This window comes from Bacillus sp. Brlt_9 (assembly GCF_051948935.1).
In the GTDB taxonomy this organism is placed as follows: Bacteria; Bacillota; Bacilli; order Bacillales; family Bacillaceae_G; genus Bacillus_A.
Map to the genome: position 1 here is coordinate 140,515 of NZ_JAYJLO010000001.1, position 18,641 is coordinate 159,155.

General features: G+C 35.3%; 24 protein-coding genes and 1 tRNA gene. 18 read left to right on the forward strand and 7 right to left on the reverse strand.

Annotated elements, in window-relative coordinates:
• Positions 1-103 precede the first annotated feature (103 nt).
• Both odhB and odhA read right to left on the reverse strand, forming a co-directional pair.
• The gene (gene odhB, locus VF726_RS00740; protein ID WP_440165120.1) at positions 104-1,363 is read right to left on the reverse strand and encodes a 2-oxoglutarate dehydrogenase complex dihydrolipoyllysine-residue succinyltransferase; all 1,260 of its coding nucleotides are present in this window, start codon (positions 1,361-1,363) and stop codon (positions 104-106) included.
• Between the two features lie 133 nt (positions 1,364-1,496).
• Positions 1,497-4,364, reverse strand: a complete 2,868-nt coding sequence (gene odhA, locus VF726_RS00745) for a 2-oxoglutarate dehydrogenase E1 component (protein ID WP_440165122.1) — start codon at positions 4,362-4,364, stop codon at positions 1,497-1,499.
• An 824-nt stretch (positions 4,365-5,188) separates the two neighbouring features.
• On the opposite strand from odhA, the gene VF726_RS00750 reads away from it, so the two are divergent.
• From VF726_RS00750 to VF726_RS00805, 12 genes are all read left to right on the forward strand, one after another.
• Positions 5,189-5,398, forward strand: a complete 210-nt coding sequence (locus VF726_RS00750; RefSeq protein WP_000428510.1) for a helix-turn-helix transcriptional regulator — start codon at positions 5,189-5,191, stop codon at positions 5,396-5,398.
• A 2-nt stretch (positions 5,399-5,400) separates the two neighbouring features.
• Positions 5,401-5,778: a permease gene (locus VF726_RS00755; RefSeq protein WP_440165125.1), complete on the forward strand. Its 378-nt coding sequence runs from the start codon at positions 5,401-5,403 to the stop codon at positions 5,776-5,778.
• Positions 5,779-5,806: 28 nt separating this feature from the next.
• Positions 5,807-5,989, forward strand: a complete 183-nt coding sequence (locus VF726_RS00760; protein WP_001178300.1) for a DUF3976 domain-containing protein — start codon at positions 5,807-5,809, stop codon at positions 5,987-5,989.
• A gap of 125 nt (positions 5,990-6,114) precedes the next feature.
• A complete protein-coding gene (locus VF726_RS00765; protein WP_440165127.1) occupies positions 6,115-6,474 on the forward strand; it encodes a hypothetical protein in 360 nt (119 codons plus the stop codon).
• A gap of 18 nt (positions 6,475-6,492) precedes the next feature.
• Positions 6,493-6,762, forward strand: coding sequence for a hypothetical protein (locus VF726_RS00770; protein WP_440165129.1), 270 nt, complete (start codon positions 6,493-6,495; stop codon positions 6,760-6,762).
• Between the two features lie 81 nt (positions 6,763-6,843).
• Positions 6,844-7,389 carry a hypothetical protein gene (locus tag VF726_RS00775; protein ID WP_440165131.1) on the forward strand — a complete coding sequence of 182 codons (546 nt, stop codon included), beginning with the start codon at positions 6,844-6,846 and terminating at the stop codon, positions 7,387-7,389.
• A gap of 158 nt (positions 7,390-7,547) precedes the next feature.
• Positions 7,548-8,144: a hypothetical protein gene (locus tag VF726_RS00780; RefSeq protein ID WP_440165133.1), complete on the forward strand. Its 597-nt coding sequence runs from the start codon at positions 7,548-7,550 to the stop codon at positions 8,142-8,144.
• Positions 8,145-8,277: 133 nt separating this feature from the next.
• Positions 8,278-8,691 carry a hypothetical protein gene (locus VF726_RS00785; RefSeq protein WP_440165135.1) on the forward strand — a complete coding sequence of 138 codons (414 nt, stop codon included), beginning with the start codon at positions 8,278-8,280 and terminating at the stop codon, positions 8,689-8,691.
• A gap of 272 nt (positions 8,692-8,963) precedes the next feature.
• Entirely contained in the window at positions 8,964-9,839 is an 876-nt protein-coding gene (locus VF726_RS00790; protein WP_078984907.1) for a WXG100 family type VII secretion target, read from the forward strand.
• 13 nt (positions 9,840-9,852) lie between these two features.
• Positions 9,853-10,050, forward strand: coding sequence for a hypothetical protein (locus tag VF726_RS00795; protein WP_440165137.1), 198 nt, complete (start codon positions 9,853-9,855; stop codon positions 10,048-10,050).
• Complete coding sequence (locus VF726_RS00800) at positions 10,051-10,299, forward strand: DUF4176 domain-containing protein (protein WP_440165139.1); 249 nt, start codon at positions 10,051-10,053, stop codon at positions 10,297-10,299.
• Between the two features lie 22 nt (positions 10,300-10,321).
• A complete protein-coding gene (locus VF726_RS00805; RefSeq protein ID WP_440165141.1) occupies positions 10,322-10,528 on the forward strand; it encodes a hypothetical protein in 207 nt (68 codons plus the stop codon).
• A gap of 418 nt (positions 10,529-10,946) precedes the next feature.
• Here VF726_RS00805 and VF726_RS00810 read toward each other — a convergent pair.
• The 3 genes from VF726_RS00810 to VF726_RS00820 all read right to left on the reverse strand — a co-directional run bounded on the left by VF726_RS00810 (position 10,947) and on the right by VF726_RS00820 (position 12,472).
• Positions 10,947-11,019, reverse strand: a tRNA-Val gene (locus VF726_RS00810).
• Between the two features lie 189 nt (positions 11,020-11,208).
• Positions 11,209-11,433, reverse strand: a complete 225-nt coding sequence (locus tag VF726_RS00815; protein WP_440165143.1) for a hypothetical protein — start codon at positions 11,431-11,433, stop codon at positions 11,209-11,211.
• A gap of 283 nt (positions 11,434-11,716) precedes the next feature.
• The gene (locus VF726_RS00820) at positions 11,717-12,472 is read right to left on the reverse strand and encodes a class I SAM-dependent methyltransferase (RefSeq protein ID WP_440165145.1); all 756 of its coding nucleotides are present in this window, start codon (positions 12,470-12,472) and stop codon (positions 11,717-11,719) included.
• A gap of 365 nt (positions 12,473-12,837) precedes the next feature.
• On the opposite strand from VF726_RS00820, the gene VF726_RS00825 reads away from it, so the two are divergent.
• The 6 genes from VF726_RS00825 to calY all read left to right on the forward strand — a co-directional run bounded on the left by VF726_RS00825 (position 12,838) and on the right by calY (position 17,933).
• Positions 12,838-13,065, forward strand: a complete 228-nt coding sequence (locus tag VF726_RS00825; RefSeq protein ID WP_000251865.1) for a hypothetical protein — start codon at positions 12,838-12,840, stop codon at positions 13,063-13,065.
• Positions 13,066-13,220: 155 nt separating this feature from the next.
• Positions 13,221-14,507 (forward strand): D-alanyl-D-alanine carboxypeptidase family protein, encoded by a 1,287-nt coding sequence (locus VF726_RS00830; protein ID WP_440165149.1) that lies wholly within the window; start codon positions 13,221-13,223, stop codon positions 14,505-14,507.
• Positions 14,508-14,698: 191 nt separating this feature from the next.
• A complete protein-coding gene (gene sipW / locus VF726_RS00835; RefSeq protein WP_048553859.1) occupies positions 14,699-15,268 on the forward strand; it encodes a signal peptidase I SipW in 570 nt (189 codons plus the stop codon).
• 62 nt (positions 15,269-15,330) lie between these two features.
• Positions 15,331-15,924 (forward strand): TasA family protein, encoded by a 594-nt coding sequence (locus VF726_RS00840; RefSeq protein ID WP_440165151.1) that lies wholly within the window; start codon positions 15,331-15,333, stop codon positions 15,922-15,924.
• Between the two features lie 160 nt (positions 15,925-16,084).
• Complete coding sequence (locus VF726_RS00845) at positions 16,085-16,924, forward strand: DUF4047 domain-containing protein (protein WP_440165153.1); 840 nt, start codon at positions 16,085-16,087, stop codon at positions 16,922-16,924.
• A 415-nt stretch (positions 16,925-17,339) separates the two neighbouring features.
• Entirely contained in the window at positions 17,340-17,933 is a 594-nt protein-coding gene (gene calY, locus VF726_RS00850) for a biofilm matrix protein CalY (RefSeq protein WP_440165155.1), read from the forward strand.
• Between the two features lie 75 nt (positions 17,934-18,008).
• Here calY and VF726_RS00855 read toward each other — a convergent pair whose 3' ends face one another.
• Together VF726_RS00855 and VF726_RS00860 are read right to left on the reverse strand one after the other, a co-directional pair.
• Positions 18,009-18,332, reverse strand: coding sequence for a helix-turn-helix domain-containing protein (locus VF726_RS00855; protein WP_440165157.1), 324 nt, complete (start codon positions 18,330-18,332; stop codon positions 18,009-18,011).
• Positions 18,333-18,411: 79 nt separating this feature from the next.
• Positions 18,412-18,546: an anti-repressor SinI family protein gene (locus VF726_RS00860; RefSeq protein ID WP_048526766.1), complete on the reverse strand. Its 135-nt coding sequence runs from the start codon at positions 18,544-18,546 to the stop codon at positions 18,412-18,414.
• Positions 18,547-18,641: the final 95 nt, after the last annotated feature.

Here is an 18,641-nt window from a genome sequence, read left to right on the forward strand (position 1 = left end):
GCATACATTATTAGCTTATGTTATGAAATTTGTCCCGTATGAATGCAATAAAAAAAGGCTGTAGAATGATTCATTCTACAGCCTTTAATAGATTATTAATCTATCAACCTTCTAATAATAATGATTTTGGATCTTCAAGCATATCTTTAACAGCAACAAGGAAGCTAACTGCTTCTTTACCATCAACGATACGGTGATCGTAAGATAAAGCGATGTACATCATTGGACGGTTTTCCATACGTTCTGCATCAATTGCAACTGGACGTACTTGGATTTTGTGCATTCCTAAAATACCAACTTGTGGGCTGTTTAGAATTGGTGTTGACATTAGAGAACCGAATACACCACCGTTTGTAATTGTAAATGTACCACCTTGTAACTCTTTTAATGAAAGTTTGTTGTCACGTGCTTTCATACCTAAATTACGAATTTCGCTTTCGATTTCAGCGAAGTTTAATTGGTTAGCATCGCGTACAACTGGAACAACTAGTCCATCTGGAGCTGCTACTGCAATACCGATATCATAGAATTTTTTAATGATAAGCTCGTCGCCTTGAATTTCAGCATTTAATAATGGGAATTGTTTTAATGCTGCAACAACTGCTTTTGTGAAGAATGACATGAAACCAAGACGTACATCATGTTTTTTCTCGAAAGCGTCTTTACGCTCTTTACGTAATTCCATAATTGCAGTCATATCAACTTCGTTAAATGTTGTTAACATTGCAGATGTTTGTTGAACTTCTACAAGACGTTTTGCAATTGTTTGACGGCGGCGGGACATTTTCACGCGCTCAACTGGTTTTTCGAATTCCGTTTTTGCAACTGGAGCAGGAGCTGGACTTTTTGGAGCAGCTGGTGCTTCTTTTGGTGTTGTAGCATGAGCTTGTACATCGTGTGGTCTCACACGTCCAAGTGGATCTGTGCTACGTACGTCGTTTAAGTCGATTCCTAATTCACGAGCCATTTTTCTAGCAGCTGGTGATGCGATAGGACGATTCGTATTTGGTAAACCTTGTAAAGTTGCAGTTTGCTCAGCAGCTGGTGCCGCAGCTTTCGGTGCTTCAGCCGTTTCTTGTTTTGGTTGCTCAGCCACTGGTGCAGGTGTACTTACTGCAACTGGTGCTCCGTTTGCATCTAAAATTGCGATAGTTGCGCCAACTTCAACTGTATCCCCAGGCTCGCCTAGTAATTTCGATACAATACCTGAATCTTCAGCAATGATTTCTACATTGACTTTATCAGTTTCAAGCTCAACAACGCTGCCACCTTTCTCAACTTTGTCGCCTACGTTGATAAGCCATTGTGAGATAGTTCCTTCAGTAATAGATTCTGCAAGCTCAGGTACTTTAATTTCGATCATTTTAAATGTCCTCCCCTTATTTGCCTAACGGTGTGTTTTTTCTTCTTTTGTCTTCGGTAATCTCCATTTGTTAGCCTGCTCCTGGGCAGAATATCTGCCCAGGGAACAAGCTAGAAACCTTCGTTGTTACTTTTTAGTTGCTATAAACTTCAATTTCTTGTTTATCTTGACGGAAGTTATACTTCACATCTAAAGCATGTGCAACAATTAGCTCTTGCTCAGCTTTGTGAGCGAATGGATCGCCACCAGATGGGCTAGAGCGATCTGGGCGTCCAATGTAACCTGTTTTCACTTTATCTCCAGCTAGTTCGAACAGAATTGGAGCCATGTAATGCCATGCGCCCATATTACGAGGTTCTTCTTGAACCCAAATAATTTCTTCTAAGTTTTTAAAGCGTTTAATAATAGATTGAACTTTCTCAGCAGGGAATGGGTACAGCTGTTCAATACGAACGACATGAACCTCATCTAAGTTGTACTCATGTTTACCAGACTCAATTTCTGCAGCTAAGTCAATCGCCATTTTACCTGTGCTTAATACAAGACGTTTTACTTTGTTCGGTTTTGTACCAAGGTTTTCTTGTTCTAGAGCAGGCTGGAAACGTCCTTCGCTTAACTGACTAGCAGTTGAAAGCGTAAGTGGGTGACGTAATAAACTCTTCGGCGTCATCAGTACTAATGGTCGAACAGCTTCTGTTCCTAAGATAGATGCTTGACGACGTAAAATATGGAAGTATTGTGCCGCGCTCGTTAAGTTTGCAACTGTCCAGTTATTCTCAGCAGCTAACTGTAAGAATCGCTCTGGACGTGCACTAGAGTGCTCTGGTCCTTGACCTTCATAACCGTGTGGTAATAGAAGAACTAAACCAGATTTCTGACCCCATTTTGCTCTTCCAGCTGAAACATATTGATCAAATAATGCTTGCGCAGTATTTGAGAAGTCACCATATTGCGCTTCCCACATAACAAGTGTTTCTGGAGCGAATACGTTATAACCATATTCGTAACCAACAACAGCAGCCTCTGATAACGGACTGTTATGAACAGAGAATGAAGCGTTAATGTTTGGTAAGCGATGTAATGGTGAATATGTTTCATTTGTATCAGTATCGTGTAATACGATATGACGGTGCGCGAATGTACCACGCTGTGAATCTTGACCAGTTAAACGAATTGGCGTACCTTCTTGTAAAATAGAAGCGAATGCTAATGACTCAGCAAGTGCCCATTCAATTTTACCGTTCTCTTCAAGAGCATCTTTACGGCGCTCAAGAATTTTCTTCACTTTCGGATATACGTTAAAGCCTTCTGGCCAAGATAGTAGACCTTCATTAATTGCACGAAGTGAGTCAAGATCAATACCAGTATCAATTGGCTGAATGCCTTTTGCAACAACATCTGGTACTTTAACGTGAATTGTTGCATCGCTCGTATCAGCTGGTGGTACTTGTGCATAGTCAGACTTTAATTGTTCTTGCGTAAACTGTGTAATTGTTTCAATCTCATCTGCATTTAGAACACCAGCAGCTTGTAATTGATCTGCATAAATTGCTCTTACAGTTGGGTGATTTTTAATCTTTTTGTACACTTGTGGTTGTGTAACTGCTGGGTCATCCATTTCGTTATGACCGTAGCGGCGGTAACCAATTAAATCGATTAAGAAATCTTTTTTGAACAATGTACGATATTGAATCGCAAGGTTAGCAGCTGCAAGACAAGCTTCCGGATCATCAGCGTTCACATGAACAATCGGAATATCGAAACCTTTTGCAAGGTCACTTGAATATTTCGTAGAACGAGAATCATAGCTATCAGTCGTAAAACCAACTGCATTGTTTGCGATAACATGAATTGTTCCGCCCGTTTGATACGCGTTCAATCTGCTTAAGTTCAACGTTTCAGATACAATACCTTGACCAGGGAATGCAGCATCACCATGAACTAAAATTACGAATGATTTTGAAGTATCTTGTTCTGGAAGACCAGATTTTTTACGATTTTCTTGAGCCGCACGTGCGAAACCTTCCACTACAGGATTAACGAACTCAAGATGACTTGGGTTATTTGCTAATGTAACGCGAGTGCTAACTTCTTCATTACTAACGACTTGTTCTCTACCTAAATGGTATTTTACATCGCCAGTCCAGCCGGAATTTGCAACTGCGCCTTCTATTTTTGCATGTTTGAATTCAGCAAACATGTGACTATATGGTTTTTCTAATACGTGTGCAAGTACGCTTAGGCGACCGCGGTGAGCCATACCAATCATGACATCTTCTACGCCGCTCTTAGCACCTTCTAGCACAATTTCATCTAGAACAGGTACAAGCATATCAACGCCCTCGATAGAGAAACGTTTTTGCCCAACGAATGTTTTATGCAAGAATTGCTCGAAACCTTCAACAGCTGTTAAACGTTTTAAAAGAGCAGTTCGTTTTTTATTTGATAGTGGTTGACGCAATGAATTTGATTCCACCATTTGATGCAACCACGCGCGTTCTTCACTATCTTGTATATGAGAAAATTCATAAGCTAAAGATTGTGTATACACTTCTTTTAATCTATGAATTACATCAAGTGCAGTGTGAATACCTTCTGGTGCATCTTGCCATACTGTTTTTGCTGGAATCGCTTTCAAGTCAGCATCGCTCAGTTCGTTCATTGCTTTCTCAAGAAGAGATTGTCCATTTGCAGCATCTTCCATCGGGTTGATGTGAGCCAACGTATGCCCGAAAGAACGAATCTGTTCAACAAGTTGAACGACTTTAAGAATTTTTTCAATGTTCCCTGTGTTTTGAGGAGAAAAATGTGTTGCTGTGTTGTCCCCTGTTACGACATCATCTTGAAACGAAGGAGCTCCAAAAATTTCAAAAAGCTCTTGTAATTCCGGATCAACAGAACCTGCTCCAGTTACGTAAAGATCATACTGTTCAATCACATAACCAAGGTTCGGACCGTGGAACTTGGCCCAAGGGTTTGTCGTTGTATTCTTCCTCGTCATTTGTTTAAACCTCCCAATGCATATAATCCTTTTCCTTACAAAAGGTGCATTTTGCTCTTTTCAATAATTGATGAATCAATAATCAATGTAAATGTTTTCTTTACTCTTATGTTATTACAATAATTTACATAATACCAAACACTATTACTTATCTGTTTTGTAAAAAAACATTCACAATAACTTATCACCCAAGTTAATCTTTCATGTTATAAAGTAATTTTACAGAAAAATGGGGTGGATATATTTGGTATACCTATACGAATAGCTAAAATTATTGCATGTAAATATAAGTATAATAGTTAGAATGTTTCGATAAAAATAAGTTCGAATTATGTATATTGAAATAATAAGCGCTTTCATTGATATTATACAACAATATAACGGAATATAGTATAAAAAATAAAAAATTATGAATTTAGCGTAAACTTTATTTAGATAGTGTTAAATATTGAAAGGAAAGTGAAGGATTTCTACAAAAAAAGTTGCTAAACATAAAAAATGCTTCATAAACAGTTAGTTTCTATAAATATGCTGAAAAACACCGTAAAACGAGTAACAGGTTTCGTGGAATAAAGAGATAAATGAAATATTTTAAAAGGATAAAACAAATATGAAGATATTAAATTTTAAAAAAAGAGAGGAAGAGATATAGTAACGATTATTTACAGTGTTCCGCGTTTCATTTCAAAATAGACGTGCTGAAAATGAAAAAAGTTTCTTCTATATAAATAGAAAGAAAAATAAACAAAATAAATGTAAAGGAAGCTTGACGTAAAGTTCGCTTTACATTTATACTCGGTATAAGGGAGGAGGGAGAAATTTCCTTGGAAAATAAAATGGTTGAATACCGAAAAAAATTTGGACTATCTCAAGAAAAATTGGCTGAGAAACTTGGAGTTTCCAGACAAACCATCATTTCAATTGAAAAAGGAAAATATGATCCATCACTTCCGTTAGCATTTGAAATCGCGAAAACATTTCAGACGACGATAGAACATGTATTTATTTATGAAGGAAAAGAAGGGGAGGAATAGGGATGAATTATTCACAAAAGTATTTCGTTATCATGGGAATTATTTTTCTATTCATGAGTGGATTTATGATATTAACAGGTATAATGACGCAGTCCGCACCGCCGGCTCCAACTTATACAGTACTTGCAATGATGATCATGTGCTTTTGCTTAAGCTACTTACATCCGCAATTTAAAGAAAAAGATGAACGGATGAAACTTATTCGTTATAAAGGCATGTTCTTCAGCTTTTTTGCGTTAACAGCATATTACCTTCTTTTCTCTATTGGATTAAACTTAAATGTTATTACACTATCTGCAGTTGAACTACTGAACATACTTATGGCACTCACGATGAGTACCGTCTTTATCTCGTTTGTTGTTTTGGCAAAAAGATATTAAGATGGAAGAGAGAAAGGAAGATTAACATATGCAAATGATGTATGCTTTTGGCATTGGGCTTGTATTATTTTTAGCCGTATTCTTATTTATTCGTAAAGACGTTCAAGGCGGGACGTTAACGAAACGAGGCTTTTATAAAATGATCGGCTGCTTAGTTGTTATGTTTATAGCGATTATCGTAATGATCGTTTTAATAAATCAGTCACTATAGAATGAACCTTACTTGAGTAAGGTTTTTCTTTTTGTTATAAAATCCGAAAATTCCCACTAAATCCTTTTACTACATATAATTGATATTATATAATTTGATAAAATGATAGATAGGGAGCATAGTATATGAATAAAAAAACTATCTTCTTTTTACTAACATGCCTACTACTTATAGCTAGTATTACTTATATAATATGTAACAAACGGGAACCAGTGCCACCTATGTTAGTATGGGAGGGCCAAGAATACTACGTTACAAATGAACCTGCCGAAGCTGAAAAAGTTGGACAAAGGCTCGGAGAAGTAACAAAGAAAATCAAAACAAGTAAAAAGCCTACTAAAAATAGTGAATCCAACACATTACAAGAAAAAACAGAAGTATTCACAATGATAGAAGAAGAAAAAGGTCCTCACTCACCTTTAATCATAAAGGAGCCTTATAGTGATGAATATAGAGTAGTAAGGCCGATGTTACATGTACTATAAAGTGAAAAGGAGACTCATATGCAGACAGTAACTTCATATCCATGGTCGTTAAGAAAAATGTTTGTTTTTTTCCTTTGCTTCATCCTTCCACCAATCGGTGCAATTTATATTTTGATGAATAGAGAAGCGCTACAAAAGAGAGACTTCATTTTATATGTAGTATTTGCTGCTATTAATCTATCGCTTTGGTTATCGCTTATGATCTTTGATCGGAGTATGTGGATGGTAGCGGGGCATTATGTACTTGGAGCAATTGTTATTGTTGTTTCGAATCTGAATAAGAGATAGGCCAGCAACCTTAAAGTTGCTGGTTTTTATTTGGCTATTTATAATGAAGGAACAAATTTTTAATAGAGAGTAGTGGGCGTTATGAGATGGAAAGAGGGAACGTTTGAAAAAATAAAAACGAATGACTCATCTATTGAGCAACTTATAAACACGTTTAAGGAACAAAACGTAAATGGTGGCGCAATAATAAGCTGTTTCAAAGTGTATAACGAAAATTTTTTCAAAGAAATACCACATTCGAAAGAGGGACACGAACACTTCTTTAGAAGAATCTTTAACTCTTTAGACATAATCAATAACTTAGAAGAGTTAAAAATACATACATCAGAAAAATATAAGTTTCATTTTAAAGAACATCCGGCAGTCATACTTGATGGTAGCATTGCCGCTCAAATTTTGTGGGGCGGAGCATATGAAGAATTTAAGGAACGACCAGTTATTGCAAAGCAATTAGCAGTCAATGTATGCCAATATATGTTCCAAGATCGATACGAAGATATTAAAGTGTTCGGAAGTCATCGCCCTTGGATAGATTGGTTTTACGATGTTGCGTGGGATGTTACTTGGATGGTGTTAGATAGTAAGGAGCAGAAAATGTGGTTAGTTTGTGCTACGGATACGGATTGATAGAAGAGGGACCTTGTAGGAATACTACAAGGCTCTTTATCTTTTGGGAATGAATAGAAACTGAATCATATAAATGCTATACTAAAAAATGTTTGTAATGTCAGTTTCATACTATTATATAATGGTGACTTACTAGAAAAGATAAGAGGAGAATAAACGTGAAAAAGATACAGAAATTATTGCTGTTAATGATGGTAGTAGGATTAACAGTAGGTGTTTTAGCAGGATGTGCAAATCCAAAAGATACGACAGAAGAATTTTTAACAGCCATACAAAAAGGTGATGTAGAAAAGGCTCGTACATTTGTTGAGAGTGACAAGGAATTTAATAAACTGAATGAAAAAACAGATGATGCTGAGGCAAAAGCAATGCTAAGTGCAATTACGAAAAACTTTAAATTTGAAAAGCCAGAAGAAGTATCGAAAAAAGATGACAAAGCAGAAGTGAAAGTGAAAATTACATCTCCTGATCTATCCGTTGCTGTAACAAAAGCAGTGGGAGAAGTGATGCCAATGGCCTTCGCTAGTGCCTTTAGCGAAGACAAAGAACAATCTGAAAAAGCAATTGAAAAAACAATGACATCAACTATCGTCAAAAACTTAGCAGATAAAGATGCAGCAATGGCAACCCGCGAAGTTACATTGAACTTAAAGAAAGATAAAGATGGTGACTATAAAATCGTTGCTGATGATAACTTGAAAGAAGTATTGTTTGCTAATGCGAAGTCGTTGAAGAAGATGTTTGATGGGAAGTAATTGACTTAGATAAAAAAAGAGAAACCATATCACGTAGAAGGTTGATATGGTTTCTCTTTTTTTATGACCCTGGAGAGGCTCGAACTCAGGATCTCCATCAACAATCTTTCATGATTATAGTAGATGATAAGGGATGAAAGTTGTTGTAGCTCCGTTCCATAGAGATACTATACAGGAAACAGTTGGTAAGTACACCTCAGGGGGCAAAGTGCTAGATGTAACTATTAAGGAGGTTAGTGAGCTGGAATATAAAAGAGAGAAAACTAATATGAACAAATATATTAAAGTAGCTGTTGCTTATAAGTTTAAACCTGAGGGAGAAGTGTATAAACAGGCACAATATAGAAAAGTAACACCTGAGGAAGATATCCAGCAAGTTCAAAACGATGTGTTACACATATTTAGTAATCTGTTTGATAAGTTAGTCTACCTCGAGGGGATTAATGTTACTGAGGTAAGTGAGATAGAATACCGAGCAGGTAGGGTAGAGGAAGATGCTGAATTGAGATTCCTCCAACAGATCACACTGGATGGTTGTGTCTCGTGAGGTAGCAATTCAAAGCTACCTCTTTAGTTTTACCTAGAAAGATAAGGCTAGGGGTAGGTCTGCGTATCCGATAGTAGAAATAATTTCATATAATCGGACTAGATAATATTACAGAGTTAGCACGAATGCATAAGTTATAATTTCAAGTGCCATAAGGGTAACCCTGAGGAGAAGAAGTCTTTGGAGTTTTAAGATTATATAAAATATTCATAGTTGCAACAATTCTATTGTGGTAAAATATTCTATATAAATATTTAAAAGGGGAAGGGCCTATGGGTTTAATAAAAATTACTCCAGAACGTTTGGATCAGTCAGCTAAGTTGGTACAAGATGTTAAACAAACTTTAGACAATATGCACAAAGATCTTTATAATCAAACAGAGTACATAGCGTCTCAGTGGACAGGTGCAACCAGTCAGAATTTCTATCAAATGTTTAATGAAGCTAAACCAAAGATTTTTGAAGTTAATAATCTATTGGATAAAATTTCAGAAGAACTCAAACATTCTGCTAAGAAATTCCGTGAAGCAGATCAAATGAATTATATGATTGCGAAGGCGAAGTCCCAAAAAAATGTAGAATATTTAAAAGGTAGTATGGACGCGAATTTTGGTGATGGTAGAGTGTCACTTAAAGGTAGTGGAACTGTGATGAATGCCGAACATGAGTTATTTGATAATGCAAACTTTACCTTTAAAGCATTAAACGGTTCAGCAGAATTCAACATACCATATACGGTTGAGGCTGCTAAAGAAGATGTTTTACAACGAAATATTATAGGGGTAAAAATAGAAGGCGCTGTTGCAGAAGAGACTATAGCCTATAAATATAATTCTTCTAAAGGTTTTGGGGAGGAATTAACTCTTACTAGCAAACAAGGAGTAGCTTCTTATGTACAGGGGATTGAGGGATTTTCTTTTAAAAGTGAAAACATGATAGCTTTGCAAGTATACGAAGCGGAAATTACGAAGATTAAGATACCTGATTATATCCCTGTATTAGGTGACTATGATATAGATGTTAAAGGTGAAATCATACTGGGTGGATATGGTTATAAAATCCGTGCAGGTGAAGAATCAGGATTTTCCGCAACAGCACCTAATGGTTATGGTGGAGGATTCTCATTTAAATTTAAGAAGGAAGAGTGAGGATGGGGTTAAAATGCGTAGAGTCACACAAATAGTAATATGTATTGCAGCAGTACTATTAATTACACTAGCTATGATAAATGGAGAAACGTGGAAAGATAAAATTGTTATTTCGCTGGCTGTTCTTATATTTACTGGATTTTCTCTAGTGTGGAACTCATTTGTTATAAATCTTATGGAAAAAGTCAATAAAAAAAGGGGGAATAAATAAATGAAACTTTTACCGATTGGAACAGTTGTGAAGCTAGAAGATATAGAACAATTTGTGATGATTATTGGAAGAATGGTTACTTCAGCGGATAAGCGTGAGTTCGATTATATAGGTGTTCCTTACCCAGTTGGCTATTTGGGTGAGGAAAAAGTATTATGCTTTAACCACGATAAGGTTGTGGAAGAAATGCATAGAGGGTATATGACTGAGAGTGAATTAGTTCTACGTGAGAAATTAGTAGAATTGTAAAAAAAACGTAAATCTTAAAGATATGATAGGAGAAACAAAATGGGGGAAGATAATGAGAATTATTGTAATCATTGGTATTATTATTCCTCCAGCGTTACTGTGGAGTGCACCTGATATCCCTCTAAATGTTAAACTTTTGTTTACAGGTTTACAATTAACTGTAGGATTCATCGCAGTAGTAGTGTTAGAGGTAATATTTAGAAATCGGAAAAAGAAGAGGGCCAAATAGATATAAATTGTATAGAATGACAGATGAAAATATTGGTAGCTAATCTTCTCAATGAAAGAAATTAACAGAAGCAGGGAGAAATCCTTGCTTTATTTTTGTATAGAATTATTAAGTAGAGTATCGTTAAATTAGGATACCTGAGGGGGATAGGGATCTGAGTTAAAGAAACAGTAGTCTTAAGAGTTATCTCACTGATTTAAACGAGTGTAAAAACTATAATTTTAATTACTATACAAACTTAAGTAGCATTTTCTTTTCAGTCCTTTCTCAGCTTTATGGAAACAAAAAGAGGACTCCCCTGGGCCAGTTGGTTTGCTGACTAGAAGTAGTCCTCTGTTAACTTGTGGTGTCTGATGGAGGCCTCCACAGTTTTAGCTTGTGAGAATACCCTCTCAATCCTTGATACTATTAGGTTTTATGACCCCGGAGAGGCTCGAACTCACGACCTCCACCCTGTCAAGGTGGCGCTCTCCCTGCTGAGCTACGGGATCTTCAAAAATGCTTATGTAATAGCATCTTTACTCATTATGTTAAAGCAATTATATATAATTAACTGAAATTTTACAATATTTTTATAGTAATCTTTTGAAAGGGAAGAATTTGGAATCAAGTTAGTAGTGTATTAAGGAATATATAAGTAGAAAGTTTAATTAAAGGTGGATTCGAATAAAGCGGTTATATTATTTTTTTCGATACCAATCCAAAGGATCTTCATCACTCAAATCAACAAGAAAAGGAAATACGAAGTGTAAAGGTAGGCTTATAAGTTCTGGCATAGCGTTTATTGTTTTCTTTGATAGGTATTGCCTTCCGAAACAATAGGGACAATCTTTTTCAAATGTCACGAGTATCGACCATACGTCTTTTACTTTCCATTTCGTTTTACAATACGTACAACGCGCCATGAAGTTCCTCCTCGGTTTTAGGTATTTTCTAATAAATCCCATTTTATTGTACTAAAGTCAAGTGTATTTCGTGTGATGAAATGTGAGTTTTTTATAAAAAGATAATAAAGCTATTACATTTCATCACACGAAACAAGCATACCCCCGTCCTAATTCCAGACCGGGAGTATGCTTGCTTAATTTTCAATATAGTGTACTGCATTGTACTCAACATATACCAATAAAGCTAAGGTTTATTCAATGATCATGCCCGATTGGTGAGGGTTAATTATATGTCCGGCGTTTACACATTGCCCAAATAACTTCGCGTTAAGTTTGGGAGAAGAATTTTTCCATTCTTACTGTATTTTTCGAATAACTCTGATAGCAGGAAAATAAAGTTTTTATACTCTGTGTCAGTTTTTTTTGGAGCATAGGATGCTGATAAATTTCTTCCTAAAAAACCTTCATAGTCAAAAAGTAAATCATTTTGATATTCTTTAAACTCATACTTTCCATCTTTAAAAAAGCTGTTAAACATTTCTGGCGTTTCCTCGATTCCACCGCTAAATCCTTTGAAGTTCGGGCAGGTTTTCTGGCAAATTTCTGCATTCTCTTTAATAATCGGACTAGTTCCATCTCTACTATTCCAAACAAGAGCAACATTTGCCTTTTGTTTCAAAATTCGTTGGCATTCGATTTTGAAAGCTTCTTTATCAAACCAATGAAATGCTTGAGCAACAGTTACTAAATCTACACTATTTTCTTTTAAAGTGGTATTTTCGGCAGTTGCTTTTATGGATTGAAAACGAGAATATTGGCTTAACGATTGTTCTGCCATTTTTCTCATGTCATCATTTGGCTCAACTCCAATAACATGTAAACCACTTTCAAGTAGCTGTCGGCTAAATATCCCCGTACCTGAACCAATATCGGCCACAATCTGATTCTCATTTAGTTCGTTAGCTGAGAGCAAATACTCAATATATTCATCGGGATAACTAGGTCGATATTTCGCATATATATCGGCCTTGTCAGTAAAATTTTCTGTTGTTTTCACCGTACTACCTTCTTTCCAGCAATATTATGTATAGAAATAGGAACTAAATAGTAATTTCCGCATCGGTCTCTAAGTTTACAACGTAAAAGTCCAGCTAAATGGGGCTGCCTTAGTTCTCTTATTCAAATTATACTATTTTACATGATATCTTCCAAAAAACCATGATTTCTTATTCATCTAAATGGTTTAATTGTTGAATACTATGACCATTTGTATATGGAACGAGAGGTATGTAGGATAAGAGGCTTCCATTTTCAATATTTAAATTGGCCAATATATCCTTTTTACAATTTACTTAAAATCATGTATAACAGAGATACAAGATTATTTTATAAATATTCAAAAGTAAAGGGAGAATTATCGTAATGGTAAGGAAAACGTTCAAGATGCGTGTATCTAGAAATAGAACGATTTCGATTAATGGCTCGATTCTTGATGTGGATGTTACACATGATGAGTTTTTACAAGAGTTTGTTGAGTGGGTCGATTCTAAAGGTTGGTCGTTTATGGGGATGACAGATGAGATTACACCCGAGGAAGCTAGTCAAAATTTAATAGATTCATTGATTGATGAGAAGGATAAGAAAGAATAATTCCTTCTTATTTTTTATTGTATATTCATGTTCTTTATCGTAAAAGTATGATATAGTAAAAAACAGTAAATGTTCTTCCAATTTAATACAAATTACATATGAATTGGCGGATTCAGTTTTTAAGCTGTGAGAGTATAGTGAAAAGGGAGAGTCATATGGTAAATTTTAAGAAAATTTTGGCTTTTATTACCGTTATTTGTTTATTTTTTTTGACACCTATGACGTTACGTGCTGAGACGAATATTGGAGTGAATCCAGAACAAGTGGCACCACCACCTAAGGAAGGGCCAAATGTTTTTAGTCAGTTTGCAACTACGATTGATGCGAAAACGGGAGATGTTTTGTATGACAAAAACGCACATCATCGTGCATTTCCGGCTAGTATGACGAAAGTTTTAACAGCAATTTTACTTATGGAGCATACAAAGCCAGAGGATCAATTTACGTTTTCGCAATTAGCATTAGATCAAGAGAAGAGTAATTATCAAATTGAGTTTCAACCTGGTGAGACGATTAATAGAAATACTGCGCTTATGATTTTAATGGTGCTGAGTGCGAATGATGTGTCGTATGCGATTGCGGAGCGTATTGGCGGAAGTGTTGAGAATTTTGCTCATATGATGAATGAGAGAGCGAAGCAATTAGGTGCAACAGATAGTCACTTTGTCACGCCAAATGGATTGCATGATCCGAATCATTATACTACGCCATTTGATATGGCTATGATTACGAGAGGGGTACAAAAGTATCCAGAAATTTTGCAAGCAATGAATACGAAAAGAACGACAGTTACGACATCTAGGCAGACGGTGTCTATTTTTAACAAGTCTACTTATTTTGAAAATCCATATAGCATTGGTGGTAAGACGGGTTTTACAAATGAAGCGCGCAATACACTCGTTTTATTAAATGAGAAGGATGGAAATCGTATTATAAATGTAGTAATGGCTTCTCAAAGACCTGAAATTTATGAAGATTTGAAGCAGATGGCGGACTATTCTTTCGGTCAATTTGTGAAGCAAACAGTACTAGATAAACATAGTTGGCATCAAAAGACAACATATTTAAATAAAGATATTGATAGCGAACTTGAGCAAAGTGCAGAACTTATGCTTAAGAAAGATGAAGGGAAAAACGTAAGGACGATTTTCCGTGCGGCTTCATTAGATAAAGATTCTTTATATCATAAAGGAATTCATCGTGGTGAGGTAGTTGGGGCAGTTGATATTACGAAAAATAATCAAACAATTGCGACGGTAAATGTTCTTTCAAAAGAAGATGTTACTTTTGTGATGCCTAAAAAAGAAATGGCTACACCTGAAGTAAAGGAATCAAATGTGAAAATAATAAGCATTAGGATAGGTGCCGCTGTATTATTTGGAGCCATTTTATTTGTAGTGTTACGCCGAAATACAACAGGAATGAAATCAGAAGAAAAATAAATTATTAGTTAAAAGGCTGTGAAGAGACTTTGTCACAGTCTTTTTTTATATTTTAAATAACTAATAATTGTAAATTTTCTTATTGCATTTCCATTTTGTTCGTTATATTATTTAGTTGTGTTCTTGTTAAAGAACGAAGGTGGATATTGCATACTTCAAATAATATAAAACAACGGAGAGGGAGAGAAACGATGAAATTAATTTGGAAGGTGATTAGCAACGTTATCTCATTTGTTTTATTTGCATTAATGGTTTGTTTAGCTTTTGTAGTTATTTCTTCAAAAGCAAGTGGTGGTGATCCAACGGTGATGGGATATCAATTTAAGAGCGTTCTTTCAGGATCGATGGAACCGACATTTTTAACAGGATCAATCATTGCGATAGAGCCGACGAAAGATGGTTCTAAATATCAAAAAGGTGATGTTATTACCTTTAAAGAGAAAGATGAAAAAATTATCACTCACCGTATTATCGGTGTGAAAGATACAAATGGAAAAGTAATGTATGAAACAAAAGGGGATAACAACAACGGTGCTGATTTAGAACCAGTACTTGCGGAGAATGTAATTGGAAAATATGCGGATATTACAGTTCCTTATGCAGGGTATGCATTAAATTATGCGAATTCAAAAGCTGGAGCTGCTTTACTTCTTATTATTCCAGGAGTCTTTTTACTAGGCTATTCCGCGATTTCTATTTTTAGTGCAATCCGTAGCATCGACGGAGAAAAGAAAGAGAAAAAAGTAGAACAATCCGTCTAGTTCATTTGGTTATACTTTCCGTTTAGGAAGTTGACAAATATATAAATTAAGGGGATATGGACATGACTTTAAAGAAAAAATTAGGGATGGGTATCGCATCAGCAGTATTAGGAGCAGCATTAGTTGGTGGAGGAACATTTGCGTACTTTAGCGATAAAGAAGTGTCAAACAATACATTTGCATCTGGGACACTTGATTTAGCACTGAACCCATCAACAATTGTGAAAGTAGATAATTTAAAACCAGGTGATACGATTGAAAAAGAATTTAAATTAGAGAATAAAGGTACATTAGATATTAAAAAAGTGCTACTAAAAACAGATTACAATGTAGAAGATGTGAAGAAAGATAATAAAGATGATTTTGGTAAACATATTAAAGTAACATTCTTAAAAAATGTAGACAAGCATGAAACAGTCGTAAAAGAAACGACGCTAGATAAATTGAAGGGTGACACACTTACTGCGGTAAATAACGATTTATCTGCTTGGTTCTGGGATGAAAAGGGTATTTCGGCAGGTAAGTCTGATAAGTTCAAAGTGAAATTCGAGTTTGTTAATGATACAAAGAAAGAACAAAACGAATTCCAGGGCGATAAACTTCAATTAAATTGGACATTTGAAGCACAGCAAGGCGAAGGTGAAAATAAGCAATAATGACAAGAAAAAGAGACTATCAAAAAATGATAGTCTCCTTTTCTTTTAAAAGGGAAATGTAAAAAGAAAGATAATTTCTTATATCATTTTATAATTCACTTTATTATAATAAAGGTATAGTTCTTGATAAAGAACAAGTTGTTCGATAGGAGAGATTAAAATGCTGAAGCAACCTCGTAAATTCAAAAAGATGCTTATATTGCCATGTTTGTGTTCTATTACTTTTTATTTAGGCTCTCAAATGATGACTTATACAGAAGCAGCTTTCATTCATGAAACGAAAGTAGAGGGCACTATTTCTACAGCAAGTATTTTTCCAAAAACAGTTGATCAATTAAAAGAACAAGCTAAGAAACATAAGGAAGTTATTTTGCATGAGTATGAAGGAATGAAATCAAAAGTAACTGTTACTTCCACTCAAGAGTTAGAACAGACGCTTGTTACGTGGAAGCAAGGGCGGGAGAAAATAGTTGCTGAGAGAGAATTGTTACAAAAAGTATATGTATCAATAGAAGGTCCGTTTAATCAAGTACAAGAAGAGTTAAAAGGAAATAAAAATGAAACGAATAAGCAAGTATTCTCGTATGTGAATGCTGGTTATCATATAGTGAAAGAAAACTGTGAGTATGTTGACAAAGAAGTTAATTTACAAGTGATTGATAAACAAATTCAAGATTTTGAGAAGTTACTAGTAGATGAAACAACAAAACTAGAAGAGAGTAAGAAACAAGAGGAACAGAAAAAACTAGAAGAGAGCAAGAAACAAGAGGAAGCGAAAAAACTAGAAGAGAGCAAGAAGCAAGAAGAAGCGAAAAAGCTAGAAGAGAAGAAGCAAGAAGAAGCGAAAAAGCTAGAAGAGAAGAAACAAGAAGAAGCGAGAAAGCTAGAAGAGAAGAAACAAGAGGAAGCGAAAAAGCTAGAAGAGAAGAAGCAAGAAGAAGCGAGAAAGCTGGAAGAGAAGAAGAAACAAGAAGAACAGAAAAATAAAGATAGCAAGTAAAATACAGCAACATTTCAGATTGAATAGAGGTTATAAAGCCGAATAGGTGAGAGAAGAGCATTATTGCAACTCGCTTATCCGGCGTGTCCTCTTTCGTTTAACAATACACGCCAAAAAGCGGATACGAGAAAACTAGTTGGCGGCATGGTAGTGAAGGATAATAATTAGTTTAAGTATTAGTTATCGTTTTTTTATTTCTCAATATTTTTTAGAAATTTCAGAATAATATTGAGAAATGAAAATAACTGAAAATACTAATAAAAAATTGTTGTACTTATATAGTTTTGTTCGTTATAATGAACTTAAGGTTTTTAAAAGAGAACGAATGTTAGCGAAGCTAATATAGTTTTCTTTATGTCCCTTATTGAAAAATTATAGGGGTAAAAATATAAAAAACAGCTAGGGGGAATTGATTGTGAGTCTGAAAAAGAAATTAGGTATGGGAGTTGCATCAGCGGCACTGGGGTTATCTTTAATTGGTGGAGGAACATTTGCATACTTTAGCGATAAAGAAGTATCAAATAATACATTTGCAGCTGGGACGTTAGATCTTACATTAGACCCTAAAACGCTTGTAGATATTAAAGATTTAAAACCAGGGGATAAAGTAAAGAAAGAGTTCTTATTAAAGAATAGCGGTTCGTTAGCAATTAAAGACGTACAATTAGCGACAAAGTATACTGTGAGTGATTTAAAAAATGATAACGCTGGTGAAGACTTTGGTAAGCACATTAAGGTGAACTTCATTTGGAATTGGGATAAACAAAGTGAGCCTGTATACGAAACAACATTAGCTGATTTACAAAAAGAAAATCCAGATGTTTTAGCTAAAGCAATCTTTGCTCCTGAATGGGGAGAAAATGGTGGTTTAGCAGCTGGTACTGACGATTACTTATGGGTAGAATTTGAATTCGAAGATAAAGGTGATCAAAATAAATTCCAAGGTGATTCATTGAGCTTAGAATGGACATTTAATGCTCACCAAGGAGAAGGCGAAGCAAAAGAATAAATCAAAAAGCGGGGAATCCCCGCTTTTTTTATAAAGAAAAAAGAAGTGCTGGTCGTAAGCACTTCTTTCTATTTATTATTTTTGATCTTGCTTCCATTTTGTAAATTCAAGAAATTCACGAAATTGTTCTTTGGAGACACCTGAGCTCATTGCATCTTTAACGAGTTGTGTCCATTCGGAGTCTAAGTGATTTTCCTTTGTTGTTTCATCATGAAGTAAACTATCAACTGGAATTTGTAGAACTGCTGCGATTTTTTCAAGAAACTGAATGGAAGGGTTTTTTTGTAAATTTCGTTCTATAGAACTAATGTAAGATTTAGCAACACCGGCTTTTTCGGCAAGTTCAGTTAATGAAATACCTTTTTGTAAGCGCAGGCGTTTTATACGTTCTCCAATCATATTTGCGCACCTTTCTATCAATATGTCGTCGTCTTATGATGCCATTATTATAACATAAACTTCGTTAAAAAGAACAAACCTATTGAGCCTGACTGGATGACTTCATACGTTGGAAAAAATGTTCGATATCTTGCAGAGCGATACCAGAGTCGAGAGCTTCAAGTATTAAATCAATCCATTCTTGATCCAGTGCGTCAGTCTTATCTTTGTACAAATGTAATTCCTCCCTAATTATCGGTCATAACTGCTGCTACAGAATGCTTGATAATGCAATCGAATTTTGTATTTATGTAGTGAATTATCAAATAT

Coding starts and splice junctions, on each gene's coding strand:
- odhB (WP_440165120.1), bottom strand. CDS start 1,363: ATGATCGAAATTAAAGTACCTGAGCTTGCAGAATCTATTACTGAAGGA.
- odhA (WP_440165122.1), bottom strand. CDS start 4,364: ATGACGAGGAAGAATACAACGACAAACCCTTGGGCCAAGTTCCACGGT.
- VF726_RS00755 (WP_440165125.1), top strand. CDS start 5,401: ATGAATTATTCACAAAAGTATTTCGTTATCATGGGAATTATTTTTCTA.
- VF726_RS00760 (WP_001178300.1), top strand. CDS start 5,807: ATGCAAATGATGTATGCTTTTGGCATTGGGCTTGTATTATTTTTAGCC.
- VF726_RS00765 (WP_440165127.1), top strand. CDS start 6,115: ATGAATAAAAAAACTATCTTCTTTTTACTAACATGCCTACTACTTATA.
- VF726_RS00770 (WP_440165129.1), top strand. CDS start 6,493: ATGCAGACAGTAACTTCATATCCATGGTCGTTAAGAAAAATGTTTGTT.
- VF726_RS00775 (WP_440165131.1), top strand. CDS start 6,844: ATGAGATGGAAAGAGGGAACGTTTGAAAAAATAAAAACGAATGACTCA.
- VF726_RS00785 (WP_440165135.1), top strand. CDS start 8,278: ATGAAAGTTGTTGTAGCTCCGTTCCATAGAGATACTATACAGGAAACA.
- VF726_RS00790 (WP_078984907.1), top strand. CDS start 8,964: ATGGGTTTAATAAAAATTACTCCAGAACGTTTGGATCAGTCAGCTAAG.
- VF726_RS00795 (WP_440165137.1), top strand. CDS start 9,853: ATGCGTAGAGTCACACAAATAGTAATATGTATTGCAGCAGTACTATTA.
- VF726_RS00800 (WP_440165139.1), top strand. CDS start 10,051: ATGAAACTTTTACCGATTGGAACAGTTGTGAAGCTAGAAGATATAGAA.
- VF726_RS00805 (WP_440165141.1), top strand. CDS start 10,322: ATGATAGGAGAAACAAAATGGGGGAAGATAATGAGAATTATTGTAATC.
- VF726_RS00815 (WP_440165143.1), bottom strand. CDS start 11,433: ATGGCGCGTTGTACGTATTGTAAAACGAAATGGAAAGTAAAAGACGTA.
- VF726_RS00825 (WP_000251865.1), top strand. CDS start 12,838: ATGGTAAGGAAAACGTTCAAGATGCGTGTATCTAGAAATAGAACGATT.
- VF726_RS00830 (WP_440165149.1), top strand. CDS start 13,221: ATGGTAAATTTTAAGAAAATTTTGGCTTTTATTACCGTTATTTGTTTA.
- sipW (WP_048553859.1), top strand. CDS start 14,699: ATGAAATTAATTTGGAAGGTGATTAGCAACGTTATCTCATTTGTTTTA.
- VF726_RS00840 (WP_440165151.1), top strand. CDS start 15,331: ATGACTTTAAAGAAAAAATTAGGGATGGGTATCGCATCAGCAGTATTA.
- VF726_RS00845 (WP_440165153.1), top strand. CDS start 16,085: ATGCTGAAGCAACCTCGTAAATTCAAAAAGATGCTTATATTGCCATGT.
- VF726_RS00855 (WP_440165157.1), bottom strand. CDS start 18,332: ATGATTGGAGAACGTATAAAACGCCTGCGCTTACAAAAAGGTATTTCA.